The sequence below is a fragment of the Pseudaeromonas aegiceratis genome (assembly GCF_046254905.1).
GTDB lineage: Bacteria > Pseudomonadota > Gammaproteobacteria > Enterobacterales > Aeromonadaceae > Pseudaeromonas > Pseudaeromonas aegiceratis.
Window position 1 is genome coordinate 3,665,425 of the sequence record NZ_CP158016.1, and the last position, 16,247, is coordinate 3,681,671.

At 64.9% G+C, this 16,247-nt stretch carries 15 protein-coding genes; 2 read left to right on the forward strand and 13 right to left on the reverse strand.

Features of this window, described 5'->3' with window-relative positions:
- Positions 1-69 precede the first annotated feature (69 nt).
- The 4 genes from pyrC to ABHF91_RS17225 form a co-directional block, all read right to left on the reverse strand.
- Entirely contained in the window at positions 70-1,122 is a 1,053-nt protein-coding gene (gene pyrC, locus ABHF91_RS17210) for a dihydroorotase (RefSeq protein WP_409421452.1), read from the reverse strand.
- Positions 1,123-1,198: 76 nt separating this feature from the next.
- Positions 1,199-2,170: an L-threonylcarbamoyladenylate synthase gene (locus ABHF91_RS17215; protein WP_409421453.1), complete on the reverse strand. Its 972-nt coding sequence runs from the start codon at positions 2,168-2,170 to the stop codon at positions 1,199-1,201.
- Complete coding sequence (locus ABHF91_RS17220; RefSeq protein WP_409421454.1) at positions 2,167-4,641, reverse strand: YbcC family protein; 2,475 nt, start codon at positions 4,639-4,641, stop codon at positions 2,167-2,169. The genes ABHF91_RS17215 and ABHF91_RS17220 overlap by 4 nt, the downstream gene beginning before the upstream one ends.
- Positions 4,638-6,191 carry an NADH-quinone oxidoreductase subunit L gene (locus ABHF91_RS17225; RefSeq protein ID WP_409421455.1) on the reverse strand — a complete coding sequence of 518 codons (1,554 nt, stop codon included), beginning with the start codon at positions 6,189-6,191 and terminating at the stop codon, positions 4,638-4,640. Before ABHF91_RS17225 ends, ABHF91_RS17220 begins: the two co-directional genes overlap by 4 nt.
- Before the next feature lie 120 nt (positions 6,192-6,311).
- Between ABHF91_RS17225 and ABHF91_RS17230 the strand changes: the two genes are divergently transcribed.
- Positions 6,312-7,205: a LysR family transcriptional regulator gene (locus tag ABHF91_RS17230; protein WP_409421456.1), complete on the forward strand. Its 894-nt coding sequence runs from the start codon at positions 6,312-6,314 to the stop codon at positions 7,203-7,205.
- A 411-nt stretch (positions 7,206-7,616) separates the two neighbouring features.
- Positions 7,617-8,978 carry a diguanylate cyclase gene (locus ABHF91_RS17235; RefSeq protein ID WP_409421457.1) on the forward strand — a complete coding sequence of 454 codons (1,362 nt, stop codon included), beginning with the start codon at positions 7,617-7,619 and terminating at the stop codon, positions 8,976-8,978.
- On the opposite strand, the gene ABHF91_RS17240 is transcribed toward ABHF91_RS17235, so the two are convergent.
- The 9 genes from ABHF91_RS17240 to rpmH form a co-directional block, all read right to left on the reverse strand.
- Positions 8,956-9,549 (reverse strand): alpha/beta hydrolase, encoded by a 594-nt coding sequence (locus ABHF91_RS17240; protein ID WP_409421458.1) that lies wholly within the window; start codon positions 9,547-9,549, stop codon positions 8,956-8,958. The genes ABHF91_RS17235 and ABHF91_RS17240 overlap by 23 nt on opposite strands.
- 13 nt (positions 9,550-9,562) lie before the next feature.
- Positions 9,563-10,522, reverse strand: a complete 960-nt coding sequence (locus ABHF91_RS17245) for a glutathione S-transferase family protein (protein ID WP_409421459.1) — start codon at positions 10,520-10,522, stop codon at positions 9,563-9,565.
- A gap of 9 nt (positions 10,523-10,531) precedes the next feature.
- Entirely contained in the window at positions 10,532-10,936 is a 405-nt protein-coding gene (locus ABHF91_RS17250; protein WP_409421460.1) for a DoxX family protein, read from the reverse strand.
- A gap of 101 nt (positions 10,937-11,037) precedes the next feature.
- Positions 11,038-11,949 (reverse strand): LysR substrate-binding domain-containing protein, encoded by a 912-nt coding sequence (locus ABHF91_RS17255; RefSeq protein WP_409421461.1) that lies wholly within the window; start codon positions 11,947-11,949, stop codon positions 11,038-11,040.
- Positions 11,950-11,977: 28 nt separating this feature from the next.
- Entirely contained in the window at positions 11,978-13,339 is a 1,362-nt protein-coding gene (mnmE, locus tag ABHF91_RS17260) for a tRNA uridine-5-carboxymethylaminomethyl(34) synthesis GTPase MnmE (protein WP_409421462.1), read from the reverse strand.
- Positions 13,340-13,425: 86 nt separating this feature from the next.
- Positions 13,426-15,078 carry a membrane protein insertase YidC gene (yidC, locus tag ABHF91_RS17265; RefSeq protein WP_409421463.1) on the reverse strand — a complete coding sequence of 551 codons (1,653 nt, stop codon included), beginning with the start codon at positions 15,076-15,078 and terminating at the stop codon, positions 13,426-13,428.
- A 2-nt stretch (positions 15,079-15,080) separates the two neighbouring features.
- Positions 15,081-15,338: a membrane protein insertion efficiency factor YidD gene (yidD, locus tag ABHF91_RS17270; protein ID WP_409421464.1), complete on the reverse strand. Its 258-nt coding sequence runs from the start codon at positions 15,336-15,338 to the stop codon at positions 15,081-15,083.
- Positions 15,305-15,661 (reverse strand): ribonuclease P protein component, encoded by a 357-nt coding sequence (rnpA, locus tag ABHF91_RS17275; protein WP_409421465.1) that lies wholly within the window; start codon positions 15,659-15,661, stop codon positions 15,305-15,307. Before rnpA ends, yidD begins: the two co-directional genes overlap by 34 nt.
- The gene (rpmH, locus tag ABHF91_RS17280) at positions 15,654-15,797 is read right to left on the reverse strand and encodes a 50S ribosomal protein L34 (RefSeq protein ID WP_345014607.1); all 144 of its coding nucleotides are present in this window, start codon (positions 15,795-15,797) and stop codon (positions 15,654-15,656) included. The genes rnpA and rpmH overlap by 8 nt, the downstream gene beginning before the upstream one ends.
- Between the last annotated feature and the right edge of the window lie 450 nt (positions 15,798-16,247).

Genomic DNA, 16,247 nt, shown 5'->3' on the forward strand with positions numbered 1-16,247 from the left:
GTGGCCGGGTGGGCGAGGGGGAGACAACCAGGAGCTGTGGATCACACAGCTCCCGGCGCCTGGCTCAGATCAGGCTTGGGGCAGATTGACCCCGGTGACCTGCCACTGCAGGGTGGCACCCGCCATGAAGGGAATGATGGGGCTGCCGTCGGGCAAGGTGATGCTGTGCGGGATCTGCCAGGGCTTCTTCTCCAGGGTGACAGTGCCCTGATTGCGGGGCAGGCCATAAAAGTCGGCACCATGTTGGCTGGCAAAGCCTTCCAGCTTGTCCAGCGCCTGGAGCTCGTCAAAGACTTGCGCGTAAAGCTCGAGGGCGGCCCAGGCGCTGTAGCAGCCGGCACAGCCGCAGGCGGACTCTTTCTTTGACTGGGGGTGGGGGGCCGAGTCGCTACCCAGGAAGAATTTCTTCGAACCGCTGGCCACCGCGGCCCGCAGGGCCTGCTGGTGGATGTTGCGCTTCAACACCGGCAGGCAGTAATTGTGCGGCCGGATGCCGCCCACCAGCATGTCGTTGCGGTTTAACAGCAGGTGCTGGGGGGTGATGGTGGCGGCGATGTTGTCGCCGGCGGCCATGACGAAGTCAGCGGCATCCTGGGTGGTGATGTGTTCGAACACCAGGCGTAACTGCGGCAGGCGCTCCGTGATGGGACGCAGCCGCTGGTCGATGAACACCTTCTCCCGGTCAAAGATATCGACGTGGGACTCGGTGACCTCGCCATGCACCAGCAATGGCATCCGGTGCTCCACCAGGGCCTCCAGCACGGGATACAGGCCATCCAAACGGGTGACCGCCGCATCCGAGTTGGTGGTGGCGCCGGCGGGATAGAGTTTCACCGCGGTGACGCCACACCGGGCCGCCTCGGCAATGTCGGCCGGGGTGGTGTTGTCGGTTAAATACAGGGTCATCAGGGGCTCAAAGCCCGAGCCTGCGGGTCTGGCGGCCAGGATCCGCGCCTTGTAGGCCATGGCCTCGGCCGCGGTGCGCACCGGGGGGACCAGATTGGGCATGACGATGGCCCGGCCGAAGCAGCGGGCGGTGGCGGGCACGGTTTCTGCCAGCATGTCGCCATCGCGAAAATGCAGATGCCAGTCGTCGGGCGCGGTAATCGTAATCTGTGTCATGAACTCATCTCAACGGGTGAATAAAGGTTGTCGCCAGTGCGGACAGTATGAGACGTCTTGGCCGTCAGATTCAATCTTAGGTGCCGGCGGCCCGCTGGAGTCGATCCCAAATATCCAGCCATTCCGGCCCTGTCGGCGGCGTTTCCACCCAGATGCGCGCCACTCCCGGGGTCTGATCCAGCCGATAGAGGGCCCCATAGAGTGCCTGGCGGTAACCCTGATGATCGGCGGGCATGGCGATCCTGTGGCCGCCCTGGGCCGGCCAATCGGCGGAATGCAGCAGCAGACCCGTGGTGTCGTCCAGCCCGGGCCCTTGGGCCTGGAGTTCGGCCCGGGTGATGAGACTCAGCGGACGGTTGGGCCGGTAATGCACCTTGTGATTGCCGGAGACCGCCACCCTGTGGGGGGCGAAGTCGCGTACCGGTACCGCCAGGTGGCGTTGCAGGGCGCTGGCGGTGATAGGCCCGGCGCGCAGTATCTCAGCCCCCTCGGGTGTCACTCTGAGAATGGTGGATTCGGTCCCCACCTGGCAGGGGCCGCCGTCCAGCACGGCGGCAATCCTGCCATTGAGTCCGGCCATCACATGCTCTGCCCGGGTGGGACTGAGCTTCTGGTAGGGGTTGGCCGAGGGGGCGGCGACCGCCAGCTGATGTTGCCTGAGCAGACTCAGCAGGGTGGGGTGCTGGGGGATGCGCACCCCTATGGTGGGCAGGCCGCCGGTTACCACTTCGGAGACCCTGGGGTGCTTGTCCAGCAACAGGGTGAGGGGACCAGGCCAGAACTGGCGCGCGAGGGGTTCGACCCAGTCGGGCACCTCCCTGACCCACTGATCCAGCTGCTGAAGATCGCCGATATGCAGTATCAGGGGGTGGTTTCTGGGGCGTTGCTTGGCGGCAAAGATCGCCGCCACCGCCTCGGGGTTGGCGGCATCGGCCGCCAGACCGTAGACGGTTTCTGTCGGTACGGCCACCAACTGGCCGGCCTTGAGCAAGTGGCCGGCCAGCGCCAGGTGATCGGCGCGCTCGGCCTGTAATAAGATGGTGTTCATGAAGCGTACCTGGGGTCGTTCGCCTGCCAGGGCTGCCACTGCCCCTGGTGGTAGGATTCCACGCCACCGTCATCCAGCCGCAGCAGGTAGAGCCACTGGTTATCCAGCAGTTGCCGCACCTTCTCCTGCTGCTGGATGATGCGACTGAGGGTGGCCCGGGGCGCATCGATCACCACAGTGAGGCGCAGGGGCTCATGCTGCCAGTCGTGACCATCGTGCACCGATTGCCATGCCAGACCGATGCGCAGATCGCCGCCATTGCCTTCGAACACCCCCAGATGTCCGCCCACCACGTTGTGCAGCGTCTTGTTGCCGCTGCCGTAGCGGTGGTTGTCTACCGTGGATGCGTAGTACTGCAGGTTGATCCAATGGGCGACTATCATGGGGGCCGTCATGATCTGGGTCAGCCAGCGGCCATCCTCATCCTGCCGGGGGTCGTATTCATGGAGAAAACTGCGGCCCGCCAGGTTGAGGCCGCGGGTGCGGGCCCGCGGGGCTATGATGAAGGCCGCATTGTTGGCCAGCCCCCACTCAGGCCGGGTTTGTGCCCAGTCGTTGGCCCGTTGCTTGATGGCGCGGGTGAGTTTCGCCGGCTGGTCGCACAGGGCCGCCAGCCCCAGGCGGGGGGCGCGCTCCCGCCGGGCGGCGAGGCCGGCGGCGGCCAACTGGCCGGTCACCTCCTCTACCTGGGCTCGATGGCCCTCTGGCAGCAGATCGGTATCGAACAGGGTCACCTCATCCGTGGTGGTGTTGTGCAGGGCGGCCACAAACCAGGTGCTCGCCGGCACCAGTATCTGCCGTTCGGCCAGGGCCGCTCTGACTTCGTCATCATTCAGCAGGGCCGCCAGGGCGCGGGCGTTCACCTCGCCGGTCTGGCCGCAGCAGGCGCCGCAGTCTAGGCCCGCCCGTTGCGGATTGTTGCGGTTCTGGCTGCCGTGCCCCACCAGCAGCACCAGGGGCGCCAGCCCCGTTTTGAGCCCCATGCCGGTCAGCACCTGTTCCGCGATAGCGGTTTGCGCGGCGAGATCGGTGCCCAGGGCGGTTTTCAGCGAGGGGCGCAGCCGGGTATGCCCGGTCAGCCCCAGGCGGTTTTCCGCCGGTGCCGGGCCCGTCGCGGGCAGGCTGCGCTTGATCAGTTTGCTGGCGTAGCCGAGGCCTAGTGTCTCCACCAGGGTGAAACCCGAGGCGGGCATGGTCTGCCACGGCCGCCAGCCGAACAGCGTCTTCAGGGCGCCCTGCCGGCGATGGGACACAGCCTCATCCGTGTGGTGACAGCCTGTGGTGTCGCTGATGGCCAGGGCCGGTGCCAGCAGGCCCGGCAACTGGGGTCGGCTGGCGTCTGTGCCCAAGGGGGTGTAGCGGATGGGCAGGCCGAAGAAGCCGGCAAACCCCAGGGTCTGGATTGTGCTGGATTGTGCCTCCAGATGACGCCGCAAGAGTTCCGAGCGCACATCGATACAGAACACCGCCTGCACCTGGGGCGGCGGCAGGGGGGCGGCGTCGGCCGGGTGGGCCAGCAGCTGGCGCACCAGCGATGCCTGATAGCTGAGTTCATGGGCCCGCTGCCAGATGGCCAGGCGCTGCAGGGATCTGGGGTGGGGCGAGTCAAGATGGTGACGCCACGCCTGCTGCCAGTGCTGCCAGACGGCACCACGCTGACGGGCGCCGTCATCGAGCAGGGTCTCCCAGCTCAGGCGGATGGCGAGCAAGTCCACCAGGCTGTTTTCATCCGCCCCTGCCAGCTTGGCCTGCCAGCGACGATAGGCGCACCAGGCGGCCCAGCCGCTCACCCGCAGCATGACGGCCTGCAGATAGGCGGCCCAGTCTTCCGGCACCAGGTCCAGCTGCTGGAGTGCCGATTCGATTTGCGCCTCGGCGCAGCTGGCCAGTTGCGCGGCCTTGCCGGGCAGGGCCGGCTCCTTCATCAGCAGCGCCACACTGTGATCCTGGCTGAGGCCGTGGCGCCAGCTGGCGTAGAGGTTCTGGCGCTGATCCGGCCGCCAGTCGGCCTGGGCCTGATCGAAGTAGGCGGCACAGAACTGGCCTATCTGCTGGGTGATGGTGTTGCGCCAGCTGGGCTGATGCTGCAGATCCCGTCCCTCGTCGAGGGCGTCGCACAGCAGGGGGGGCGCTAGCGGCGCCTGATCCTCTTGCTGCAGGGTGGCCAGCATGGCCGCCAGCGTGATGTCGCCGTCCTGTTCCGCGACGGCGCGGGCCAGGTGCTCCGGCTGGATCTGACCGTTCTGCCAGCGGGTGCGGTAATAGGACAGGGGCAGGGTCATGGGCGAGCCGGCCAGCTGCGCCAGGTTGGCCGTCACCTCGGCAAAGGGGCTGTGGGTGTGCTGCCAGTAGGGGTTGACGGCAATCAGGCGATCCAGCGGCCAGTTGGGCGCTATGCCGTCACAGGCGGTCCGGATGGCGTGGTCGAGCCACGCCTTGGTGGTCTGCTTGGAGCAGGTCAGGGCGTTCATACCGTCTCTCCCAGTGGGGTGGTGTCAGGGCGCATCGTGGGCTGGAGCTTGCCCAGCCGGGCCGGCCAGAGGGCAAAGGTCAGTCGGGTAAAGGTCTCGTCCAGGTAAAAGCCGCAGTAGGCCCAGGGGTAGAGTCGCTGGGCCAGCCGCCCCTGGGGGTGCCGGCGCAACCAGATCTGGAGGCCATAGAGCAGCACGAAGGCGACGCAGACCCAGGCCATCAGCCAGGGGGCCGTGCCGCTGGCGGCCGGCGCCAGGCCGGCGAACAGCCAGTGCCAGACGAAATAGACCTGGATCAGCAGCAGCACCCGCAGCCCGGCGTGGGCCAGCAGGGCCACTGAGCGGCCCTGCTCCAGCCACAGCAGGGGGGCGAGGCCGAGGGCAAGCACCAGGGTGGCGGCGGTTGGCAACGTCAGCCCGGCGGCGGGCAACAGCCATTGCCAGCCGGCGAGGGAGCCGGCCACCAACATGCCGCTCACCACGGGGCTGAGCAGGTAGCGGAGCAGGGAGCGCCGTGCCCCTGGGGTGCCGAGCAAGGCCAGCGCCCTGGTCTCGGAGACCGTTTCGCCGGCCGCCAAGAAGGCATGGGCCTTGTAGAAGGAGTGGGCCACCAGGTGCAGCAGGGCCAGTTCGTAGAGCCCCAGGCCCACCTCCACCAGCATGAAGCCCATCTGGGCGCAGGTGGACCAGGCCAACCGCACCTTGATGCTGATGCGCGTCATCATCACCAGGCTCGCCAGCACGGCGGTGAGGCTGCCCACCAGCACCAGCAGTATCTGACTGGCGGGGGCCAGGGCCAGCAGCTCGGCCAGGCGGATCAGGACAAAGCCGCCGACGTTGACCACCCCGGCGTGCAGCAGGGCCGACACCGGGGTGGGGGCCTCCATCACCTGGATCAGCCAGCCGTGCAGCGGCAGCTGCGCCGATTTGAGGATGGCGGCCAGGGCAAACAGGCCGGCGGCCCAGTGCAGGCCCGTCGGCAGGGCGTCCTGATGGGCCAGGTAGTCAGACAGACCCCTCAGGCTGAGGGTGCCGGCGGCCTGGTAAATCAGCACCAGGGCGGCCAGCAGGCTGAGGTCGGCCAGCCGGCTGACGATGAATTTTTTGTGGGCGACGACTTGGGCCGTCCGGCGCTCCCGGTAGAAGGTCAGCAGGTAATGCAGGCCCAGGCTGGTACAGCTCCAGCCCAGCACCAGCAGCACCAGGTGCTGACTGACCACCAGCAGGCTGACACAGGCCAGGGTGAACAGCAGGGCCTTCACGAAGCGTGGTTGCTGGGCTTCGCCCTCAAGATAGCGTGCCGCATAACGAATGATGACCCAGCCAAGCAGGGCGATGAGCAGCGCCACCGTCAGGCCCGGCTTATCGACCTGGCGGTCTGCCAACCCGGCGGCGAGCCCGGCGGCTGTGGTGGTGACCAGGGTGCTGGCCAGGCCCAACCCGGCCGTGATGCGGGCGACCGTCCAATGCTGTCGCGGCAGTAAGCAGGCCAGGGCAAAGCCTGTCATGTAGCAGGCTGGCAGTAGCCAGCCGTTGAGTAGCCCCATCATTCCTTTGCCTCCCAAGATGGCTAGGTGTTGCACTTTCAATGGGACGCATTGTTGCGGCGCTTAGAGTATTTAGTAAAATATATATATCTTATTCATACGTTCTAAAAAAAAGAACACTCAATGAGAAACCTCAATTTTCATCACCTCTATTACTTCTGGGTCGTCGCCAAAGAGGGGCACCTGACCCGAGCGGCGCAGCAGCTGCACGTCGCCCAGTCGGCCCTCTCCTCCCAGATCCGTCAGCTGGAGGAGCAGCTGGGCAATCCACTGTTCAAGCGGGATGGCCGCACTCTGCGCCTCACCGAGGTGGGGCACCTGGTGCTGCAGTATGCGGAAAGCATTTTTAATCTGGGCAGTGAGCTGCTGGCCACCGTCGCCAGTGGTGAACTGCAGCGGGTGCAACGGCTGCGCATCGGTGCCGTGGCCACCCTATCGCGGAATTTCCAGGAGAATTTTCTGCTCCCCGTCATCGGGGCGGAGGGCGTCACCCTGGTGATTGAGTCCGCCAGCCTGGCGGAGCTGCTGAAGCAGCTCAAGGTACACAAGCTGGATCTGATCCTGTCCAACCGCCCTGTGGCATCCGATTCGACCATGGCCTGGCGCTGCCAGCGCATCGCCCAGCAGAGCGTCTGCCTGGTGGGGCCCGTGGGGCCGGCGGCGAGCCGCTTCCGGTTTCCGCAGGATCTGGCCGGCGTGAAGCTGCTCGTGCCGGGCCCCAGCAGCGACATTCGCAGCCAGTTCGATCTGCTCTGCGAGCAGTTGGGCGTGTCGTTAAAACCCCATGCCGAGGTGGATGACATGGCCATGTTGCGTCTACTGGCTCGGGATTCCGGCGGCCTGGCTGTGGTGCCCGAGGTGGTGGTGCAGGATGAGCTGCAGACCGGCAAGCTGCAGCGCTATGCCGTGCTGGACGGGGTGGTGGAAAACTTCTACGCCATCACCGCCAAGCGCCACTTTGAATCGCCGCTGATCAAGATGCTGCTGGATGGCGGTGGCGGGGAGACCGCGGATTAAGACAAGCCGCCGAGGACGCTTGCGCGGAGACTCTGCCCGCCAGGCAACGCTCCACTGGCTACTTGCCGATGCAGAGGACGCTGACGATGCGTCCAGCCGATTGTCAGAGACGGTGCAGGCGATCTCGCTCAGGTGATCCATCCAGGGGTGGCTCTTAGCTCGGGATCTTCGCCATGGCGTCCAGGCGTTGCGGGTGGCATCCTTCCGGGATGCATCGAGTCTGTCATGCCATTCTTCCTATCCGTTCTGGTCCTTAGTAATGGACGGCAGGTGTCCCCCCTGAGTCAAAAAACCTGTGGTTGAGGTTTCGCTCAGTGATGCGTGGTGCCGGGGGATGGCTGGTCATCGCCGGCTGCGCTCTGAGGTGGTATTTGCTACCCTGCCTCGGTTTTTCCATATCAGGTTTTCCCTATGCTCAACTGGTTTCAGGGGTCCTTGACCCGCAAGATCGGCAGCTTGTCGGTGGTGCTGTTGTCATTTCTGTTTCTCGTCATTCTCTATTCGGTGATCACCTTGCAGCGTATCGACGGTGAATTGCGGGAATTGGATGAGTTGGACGTGCCCCTGTCGGAGTCCATGGCCGAACTGGAGGTGTTACAGCTCAAGCAGCACCTGTTCCTGGAGCAGCTGGCGCTGGCCTGTCGCGGTGGGCCTACGCCATCGCTCACCGAATTTCGCCAACACAAGGCCCAACTGAACGCCCTGCTGGGGCAGGTGGAAAAGACCCTCACGGCGGCATTGCGTCAGCACAGGATGCGGCTGGATCTGCAGGCGCATCAGGCGGCGCTGGCCAGCATAGAGCGGCTGTTGCCGCTCAGCGAGGCGTTGGAGCAGACACTGACGCTGCATTTGCAGGACCAGCAGATGACAGCGGCGGAGTGGCAGGCCTTCGAACCCAGGGCCCAAGAGCTGGATGCCGGGTTGGAGCGGCTGCTGGCGCAGTTGGATAGCCTGACTCTGTCGGTGTCCCGCTATTCGGAGCAGCACGAGCGGCAGTTCATGTTCGTCAACGCCGGTCTGGGGCTGGCGGGTCTCTTCATCGGCATCTATCTGACGGTGTACATCATAGAGGTGTTCCGCCGGCGCATCGGTCGCATCCAGGGACAGATCGACAGCCTGCACCATTCTCTGGCCAGCGGGGAGCCACTGCCGGTCATGACGCCCCCGGTGCGGCGGGCGCCTGACGAGTTGGCGGAGCTGGAACAGGATCTGCGGCAGATGATGCAGCAGTTGTCCCAGGAGATCTGCAACCGGCAGCAGGTGGAACTCTCGTTGCTGGAGTTGGCCACCCGGGACAAGCTCACCGGGGCGTTCAACCGTCACAAGTGGGATGAACAGCTGAAGGTGGAACTGGCGCTGGGGGCGCGGGGCGGCCAGTTCAGCCTGATCCTGCTGGATGTAGACCATTTCAAGCAGATAAACGACCGCCATGGTCACGACGTGGGAGATAAGGTGCTGCAACAGCTGGTGACTCGGCTGCAGCAACGGCTGCGGGCCAGCGACATGCTGTTTCGCCTGGGGGGCGAGGAGTTTGCCATCCTATTGCGTCAGCAGTCGTTGGCGGCGGCGGGTCAATTGGCCGAATCCCTACGGCAGCAGGTCGAGCTACCAGACGAGGCGGGATTGCCGGCCTACCAGATCAGCCTGGGGGTGAGCGACTACCGGCTGGGTGATAATCAAGAGGGCCTGTTCCGCCGGGCGGATCAGGCCCTCTATCTGGCCAAGCAGCAGGGTCGCAATCGGGTGGTGCTCAGTTCAGCTGCTGGCCAATAAAGTCGGCGGCCTGCTGGGCGCCGGTGAGGGAGAGGCCATGGCCCAGGCCGGGCTCGAACCAGGTGCTCACCTGGGCACCGGCCTCCGCAAGCTGGCGGGCGGCGGCCTGGCTCTCCTGCCAGGGGATCACGGGATCGGCCTGGCCATGCACCAGCAGCAGCGGGCTGTGGCGGGCCGGTTGCAGCGGCGCCGGGGACGCCAGCCGGCCGGAGAAGGCCACCACGGCGGCCAGGGGCAGGGCATTTCGCGCCAGCAGATCCAGCGCCATGATGGCGCCCTGGGAGAAGCCGGTCACCACCAGGCGATCCCGTCCCGGCTGGACGCTGGCCTGGGCGCAGAGATCGGCAATGCACGTGTCCAGGGCCGCCCGGGCGGCCACCACCCGCTCTGGCCGGTTCTGGGGCGTGATGCCCGCCAGGTTGAACCATTCGAAGCCGGCGCCGCAGCGGGCCGGGCCATCCGGCGCCACGAAGCGGGCCTGGGGCAGGGTTTGCTGCCAGAGTTCGCCGAGGCTGGCCAGATCGGCACCCCGGCTGCCCACACCGTGCAGGGCTATGATGAGGGTCTGCATGAAGATGTCTCCGCTAGAGGCCGTATCGGCTCATGTCCGGTCCCAGGGGCACTATGCCGTTGGGATTGAGGGCCTTGATGGAGTAGTAACCCGCCTTGATGTGATCCAGGTTCACCGTCTCTCTCACCCCGGGCAGGGCCAGCAGGCGCTGCAGGTAGGCATCCAGCGCCGGATACTCCCGCAGCTGCCGGCGGTTGCACTTGAACAGGCCATGATAGGCCGGGTCGAAGCGCACCAGGGTGACAAACAGCCGGATATCCGCCTCGGTGAGGCGCTCGCCCAGCAGGTAGGGCCCCTGTGCGGCCAGGCGCTGCTCCAGCCTGTCCAGGGTGGCAAACACATGGGTCACCGCCTCGGCATGGCTGTCCTGGGTGGTGGCGAAGCCGGCCCGGTAGACGCCGTTGTTGAGCCCCGGGTAGATCCACTCATTGAGGGCGTCTATTTCGGCGGCTAGCTCCGCCGGGTAGAGATCGTGGCGGGGATCCGCCAGCTGGCCGAAGCCGCTGTTGAACATGCGCAGTATGTCGGCCGATTCGTTGTTCACCAGTCGGCCCGTCTGCTTGTCCCACAGCACGGGGACGGTGGCGCGGCCCGTGTAGTGGGGGTCGGCCCGGGTGTAGATCTGGTGCAGCCACTGGGCGCCGTTCTGCTGGTCCTCGTCGGCCCCGGGATAGCCGCCGAACCGCCAGCCCTGATCCTGCAGCTGGGGTGCCACCACACAGACGCTCACCACAGACTCCAGCCCCTTGAGCTTGCGGGCCAGCAGGGTGCGGCAGGCCCAGGGACAGATGAGGGCCACGTAGAGGTGGTAGCGGCCGGCTTCGGCGGCAAAGCCGCCGTCGCCTGTGGGGCCGGGGGCGCCATCTGGGGTGACCCAGTGGCGAAAGCTGGAGATCTGGCGGACGAAGCCGCCCTTCTCATCGGTGGACTGCACCGGATGCCAGTCCGCCGTCCATCGTCCATTCACCAGCATGCCGTCTCCTTAGGCGCGGCGGCTGGGCTTGAGGGCGTACTTGCCGTCACCCACCAGGGCCAGGGCCAGCAGACCGACGATCCAGAAGGCCGGGTATTCCCAACCACCGTTGGGGTTGGTGAAGAAGAAGCCGGCCGGGCCGTGCACCGTGAAGATGGCGCCCAGCAGCACGGGGATCATGGCCAGGGCCACCAGGCGGGAGTAGATGCCCAGGATCAGGGCGATGGCGCCCACCAGTTCCCAGAGCATGGTGACGTAGGCCAGGCCGCCGGGCAGCCCCAGGGAGCTGAAGAACTGGGCGGTGCCGGCCGGGGTGAAGACGAACAGCTTAAGACCCAGGTGGGCCAGGAACAGGATGCCCAGGCTCAGGCGCAGCAAGAGGGCGGCATAGGGGGCGGTGCGGGTATCAATCATGGTGGTGTCCTCCAAATAAGTGGTTATAGACACCTTATCTCAATCCGGTTAGGTTGATTATCCCGCTAATTCGCGCTTATTTGTTTCCATATTGGAATCAATTACCAGCCTTGCTCCCAGTGGGGGCTACCGGCAAAGGCCTCCACCAGGTAGTCGATCAGACAGCGGCAGCGCTGGGCCAGGTGGCGGGCCGGTGGATAGAGGGCGTAGAGGCCCAGGGGCGGCAGCTCAAATTCCTGCAACACGGGCACCAGGCGACCCTGGCGCAGGGCGTCGCCGGCCACGAAGGCCGGCAGGCAGGCGATGCCGAGGCCGGCGCAGGCCGCCTGCAGGCAGACCCCGGCGTTGGAGAACTTGAGGCGACCGCGCACCGGCAGGCTCTGGATGTCATCCGTCCCCTGGCGGAAGGTCCAGTGATAGGGATCGGTGAAGTTGGTGTCCAGGATGCACTGGTGATCCTGCAACTGCTGCCAGTGGCTGGGGGTGCCGTGCTGGGCCAGGTAGGCGGGGGCGGCCAGGGTGAGGATGCGGATGTCGCACAGCTTGCGGGCCATCAGGCTGCTGTCCGCCAGGCGGCCGATCCGCAACGCCAGGTCGAAGCCCTCGTCCACTATGTTGGCCCGCCGGTCGGTGAAGCTGACATCCAGCTCGATCTGGGGATAGCGTTGGGCAAAGGCGATGAGCTGCGGGGCGAGGGGGCCGGTGCCGAAGGTGACCGGCACCGAGAGGCGGATGCGGCCGTTGGGCTGGCCGGCACTGGTGCGTACCGCCTCGTCCAGGGCGTCGAACTCGTCTAGCAGCTGGCGGATGCGCTCGTAATAGGCGCGGCCCACGTCGGTGGGGGCCAGGGCGCGGGTGCTGCGTTTGAACAGCTGCACCCCTAGCGTCTGCTCCAGGCGGGAGATGAGCTTGGAAGCCTGGCCGCTGCTGGTGCCCAACCGCTGTGCCGCCTTGGCGAAGCTGCCCATCTCCATCACGGCGATGAACATGCGATCACAATCCAGCCGTTCCATCCTCACCTCCCCGGTGGTCGCGGGCCCGTTACTTGCCGATGCAGAAGGAGCTGAAGATGCGGCCCAGCAGATCGTCGGAGCTGAAGGCGCCGGTGATCTCGCTCAGGTGCTCCTGGGCCAGGCGCAGCTCCTCGGCCACCAGCTCGCCGGCGGCATAGACCTCCAGCTGCTCGCGGGCCAACTCCAGGTGGGCACTGGCCTGGTCGATGGCCTCCAGGTGGCGGCGACGAGCCATGAAGCCCCCCTCCACATTGCCCTGATAACCCATGCACTGCTTGAGGTGATCCCGCAGGGCGTCCAGCCCCAGCCCGGTCTTGGCCGCCAGCCGGTAGACGGGCACGCCGTGCTCCTCGCTGGGGTTCAATGGCTCACCGGTGAGATCCGCCTTGTTGCGGATGACGGTGAGGCCGATGTGGGGCGGCAGCCGCTCGATGAATTCGGGCCAGATGGCGAGGGGATCGGCGGAGTCGGTGTGGGTGCCGTCCACCATCAGCAGCACCCGATCGGCCTGAGCGATTTCGGCCCAGGCGCGCTCTATGCCGATCTTCTCCACCGCATCCTCGGTCTCCCGCAGGCCGGCGGTGTCTATGATGTGCAGCGGCATGCCGTCGATGTGGATGTGCTCCCGCAGCACGTCCCGGGTAGTGCCGGCGATCTCGGTGACGATGGCCGACTCGCGCCCGGCCAAGGCGTTGAGCAGGCTGGACTTGCCGGCATTGGGCCGGCCGGCGATCACCACCTTCATGCCTTCTCTGAGCAGGGCGCCCTGGCGGGCCTCCTGTTTCACGGCCCCCAGCTGGGCCATCACGGCGTAGAGATCTCCGGCAATCTTGCCGTCGGACAGGAAGTCGATCTCCTCCTCAGGGAAGTCGATGGCGGCCTCCACATAGATGCGCAGCCGGGTCAGGCTCTCCACCAGCTCTGTGATGCGGGTGGAGAAGGCGCCCTGCAGCGAGTGCAGGGCCGAGCGGGCGGCCTGCTCGCTGGTGGCCTCGATGAGATCGGCGATGGCCTCGGCCTGGGCCAGATCCAGCTTGTCGTTGAGGAAGGCGCGCTCGGAGAACTCGCCGGGGCGGGCGGTGCGCAGGCCAGGCAGCTGCAGGATGCGCTTGAGCAGCATGTCCATCACCACGGGGCCGCCGTGGCCCTGCAGCTCCAGCACATCCTCGCCGGTGAAGCTGTTGGGGGCCTTGAACAGCAGGGCGATGCCCTGATCCAGCACCTGGCCGGTTTCATCCTGAAAGGGCAGGTATTCGGCCTGGCGCACCCTGGGCAGGCGGCCCAGCAGGGCCTGGGCCACGGTCTCGACCTGGGGGCCGGAGACGCGCAGGATACCGACGCCGCCGCGTCCGGGGGGCGTGGCCTGGGCCACTATGGTGTCGTTGTTCATCGCTTGGGCTCGCTTGCTGGGGCAGGGGAACATTGTAATAAAAAAGGCGGCCGTCTGGCCGCCTTTTGCTGTCTCGCCGAGGGCGATTATTTCTTCTTGCGGGTATGCAGACCCTTCTTCTCCAGCTGACGGTAGATCAACGTCTGCTGGGTGATGGTCACCAGGTTGGAGACCAGCCAGTACAGGGTCAGACCGGCGGGGAACCAGAGGAACATGAAGGTGAAGACGATGGGCATCAGCTGCATCACCTTCTGCTGCATGGGATCGGTGACCGTGGTGGGGCTCATCTTCTGGATGAACCACATGGAGGCCCCCATCAGCAGCGGGAACACATAGTAGGGGTCCTTCACGGACAGGTCGGTGATCCACAGGGCGAAGGGCGCATGGCGCAGCTCCACGGATTCCATCAGGGTCCAGTACAGGGCGATGAAGATCGGCATCTGGATCAGGATGGGGAAGCAACCGCCCAGGGGGTTCACCTTCTCTTCCTTGTACAGCTCCATCATGGCCTGGGACATCTTCTGCCGATCCTCGCCGTGGCGCTCACGCAGGGCGGCCAGCTTGGGTTGCAGCAGCTTCATCTTGGCCATGGAGGTGTACTGAGCCTTGGTCAGGGGGTACATGCCGCCACGGACGATCAGGGTGATGAGGATGATGGCCACCCCCCAGTTGCCCACCAGGCTGTGCAGGAACTTCAGCAGCTTGAACAGGGGTTGGGCGATGAACCACAGCCAGCCGTAGTCCACGGTCAGATCCAGGTGGTTGGCGACGGTGGCCATCTGATCCTGCAGCTTGGGACCGACCCACAGGGTGGCACCCACCACGGCCTTGTCGTTGGCGGCTACCGTCACCATGGGTTCTTTCAGACCTATGATGGCCTGCTGGTGGTCATGGATGGAGCGGCTGTAGAACTCGTTCTTTTGCTCCGGTTGACCGGCCCAGGCGGCGACGAAGTAGTGCTGCAGCATGCCGACCCAGCCACCGGGGGTGGTGACGGCCAGGTTCTTCTCGGCCATCTCATTGAAGGTGACCTTCTTGTAGCGCTGTTCGTCGGAGGAGTAGGCGGCACCCCGGTAGGCGGAAGCCATCATGTGACTACTTTGCTGGCCTTCGGGAGCGGCGGTGCTCTGCTTGAGCTGGCCGTAGAACTGCACCTGCAGCGGCGTGGCCTGCTGGTTGGTCACCTGGTATTCCACCTGCACCGCATAGCTGCCGCGCTTGAGCACGAAACGCTTGGTGAACTGGTCACCCTGGGTGTTGGTGTAGCTCATGGGCACCACTAGCTCATCGCTGCCGTCGGCCAGGGTGAAGTTGTCGGTTTCCACCTGATACAGGGGGCGACCGGCCTGGTCGGCATCGGGACCGTTGGGACCAATCAGGCCGCTCTGGGCGATGTACAGGTGGCCGGGATTCTGCTCCAGCAGGGTGAAGGGCTCGTTAGAGTCTTGAGTCTTGGCCTGCTGCAGCAGCTTGGCGTCGACGATGTCACCACCCAGCGGATCTATGGTCAGCTCCAGCAGATCGGACTTCACCTTCAGCAGGCTGCGAGCCTGGGTGCTGTCCTGGCCATTGGGGACATCCGCGGTAGCGGTGGCCGTCTGACTGGCTTCGGGAACGAAACCGCTCTGGGTTGTTTCGGTGGCCACGGGTTGGGGGTGCTTATCTGCCTGCCATTGCTGCCACAGCAGGAAGCTGACGACCAACAGGCCGATCAAAAGTAAATTGCGTTGGGATTCCATAGTCAGTTTCTTCGTTGTGTTCGCTTAGGGTGCGGAACCGGGTCATGGCCGCCTGGGTGTAAAGGGTGACATTTTAATAGACGTTTCCCCCCCAACCAAATGCCTTTTATGAGACCGTGTAGGCAGATCGCCTCAGCCATGTAGGCCGAGCAGGTGGGATGGAAGCGACAGCGGGGGCCCAGCAGGGGACTGATCCCCAGCTGGTACAGACGGATCAGCTTAACGGCTAGCCATTGCAACGGCGTGACAGGGTGCGCCATAGCTTGTCCAGCAGGTGGGTCAGATCGGCGTTGCTCACGCTGCCAATACCCGCCTTGGCAATGACGACAATGTCGATGGCCGGCAGGTCATGTTGCGTTTGACGGAAGTTTTCCCGCACCAGGCGTTTGACGCGATTACGCCACACGGCGCGCTTGAGGGCTTTTTTGGGCACGGTGAGGCCGAGACGTGGGTGTCCCAGTTCGTTGGCACAAGCCAGCAAGGTCAGGTGGGGAGAAGCTGCCCGGACGGGATCGGAGAAGACACGCTTAAATTGGTCGGGAGTTAACAGACGTAACTCCCGGGGGAAGGTGTGCTTAGCCATTCACAGTGGTCAGGCGGGCACGACCCTTGGCACGACGACGGGCCAGCACCAGACGGCCATTCTTGGTGGCCATGCGGGAACGGAAACCGTGGTTGCGCTTGCGCTTCAGCACTGAAGGTTGAAAAGTACGTTTCATAACATTAATCCGCTTATCGACTGTACAGTTTGGGTGGCCACACCATCGAGGCACCGAAATCGGTGAGGCCGCTCTAACAAAAGAGGGCGAATTCTATACAGATTCCGAGGGGCCGTCAATTGTGGCGGACAGCACTAGGCGTCCATCACGGGTATGGCTTGACCGGATCCTTATATAAAGGACGCGGGCGCTGGATTATACCCTGCCTGTTGGCGGAGACAAGCCCAAGGATCCGGCACTGGATCCGCGGGATCGTGATCCGGATCGTGGCGGACCTCGCTTTGTTGATAAGGTGTGGGTAATTTGGGGGTTGTCGGGGGCTTTATGCACAAAAAAGGCCAAAGTCAAGCCGCATATTTGCTGGGATCCCGGCTTTCTCGCTAGAGATCCCAGGGGCGAAAACGTAGAATGTCCGGTCTTCACCTTTGCCTTTTTTGATTGGAGTGGATC

Bases quoted from the DNA above. Each gene is read 5' to 3' on its own strand.
- pyrC (WP_409421452.1), bottom strand. From the start codon at position 1,122: ATGACACAGATTACGATTACCGCGCCCGACGACTGGCATCTGCATTTT.
- ABHF91_RS17215 (WP_409421453.1), bottom strand. From the start codon at position 2,170: ATGAACACCATCTTATTACAGGCCGAGCGCGCCGATCACCTGGCGCTG.
- ABHF91_RS17220 (WP_409421454.1), bottom strand. From the start codon at position 4,641: ATGAACGCCCTGACCTGCTCCAAGCAGACCACCAAGGCGTGGCTCGAC.
- ABHF91_RS17225 (WP_409421455.1), bottom strand. From the start codon at position 6,191: ATGATGGGGCTACTCAACGGCTGGCTACTGCCAGCCTGCTACATGACA.
- ABHF91_RS17230 (WP_409421456.1), top strand. From the start codon at position 6,312: ATGAGAAACCTCAATTTTCATCACCTCTATTACTTCTGGGTCGTCGCC.
- ABHF91_RS17235 (WP_409421457.1), top strand. From the start codon at position 7,617: ATGCTCAACTGGTTTCAGGGGTCCTTGACCCGCAAGATCGGCAGCTTG.
- ABHF91_RS17240 (WP_409421458.1), bottom strand. From the start codon at position 9,549: ATGCAGACCCTCATCATAGCCCTGCACGGTGTGGGCAGCCGGGGTGCC.
- ABHF91_RS17245 (WP_409421459.1), bottom strand. From the start codon at position 10,522: ATGCTGGTGAATGGACGATGGACGGCGGACTGGCATCCGGTGCAGTCC.
- ABHF91_RS17250 (WP_409421460.1), bottom strand. From the start codon at position 10,936: ATGATTGATACCCGCACCGCCCCCTATGCCGCCCTCTTGCTGCGCCTG.
- ABHF91_RS17255 (WP_409421461.1), bottom strand. From the start codon at position 11,949: ATGGAACGGCTGGATTGTGATCGCATGTTCATCGCCGTGATGGAGATG.
- mnmE (WP_409421462.1), bottom strand. From the start codon at position 13,339: ATGAACAACGACACCATAGTGGCCCAGGCCACGCCCCCCGGACGCGGC.
- yidC (WP_409421463.1), bottom strand. From the start codon at position 15,078: ATGGAATCCCAACGCAATTTACTTTTGATCGGCCTGTTGGTCGTCAGC.
- yidD (WP_409421464.1), bottom strand. From the start codon at position 15,338: ATGGCGCACCCTGTCACGCCGTTGCAATGGCTAGCCGTTAAGCTGATC.
- rnpA (WP_409421465.1), bottom strand. From the start codon at position 15,661: ATGGCTAAGCACACCTTCCCCCGGGAGTTACGTCTGTTAACTCCCGAC.
- rpmH (WP_345014607.1), bottom strand. From the start codon at position 15,797: ATGAAACGTACTTTTCAACCTTCAGTGCTGAAGCGCAAGCGCAACCAC.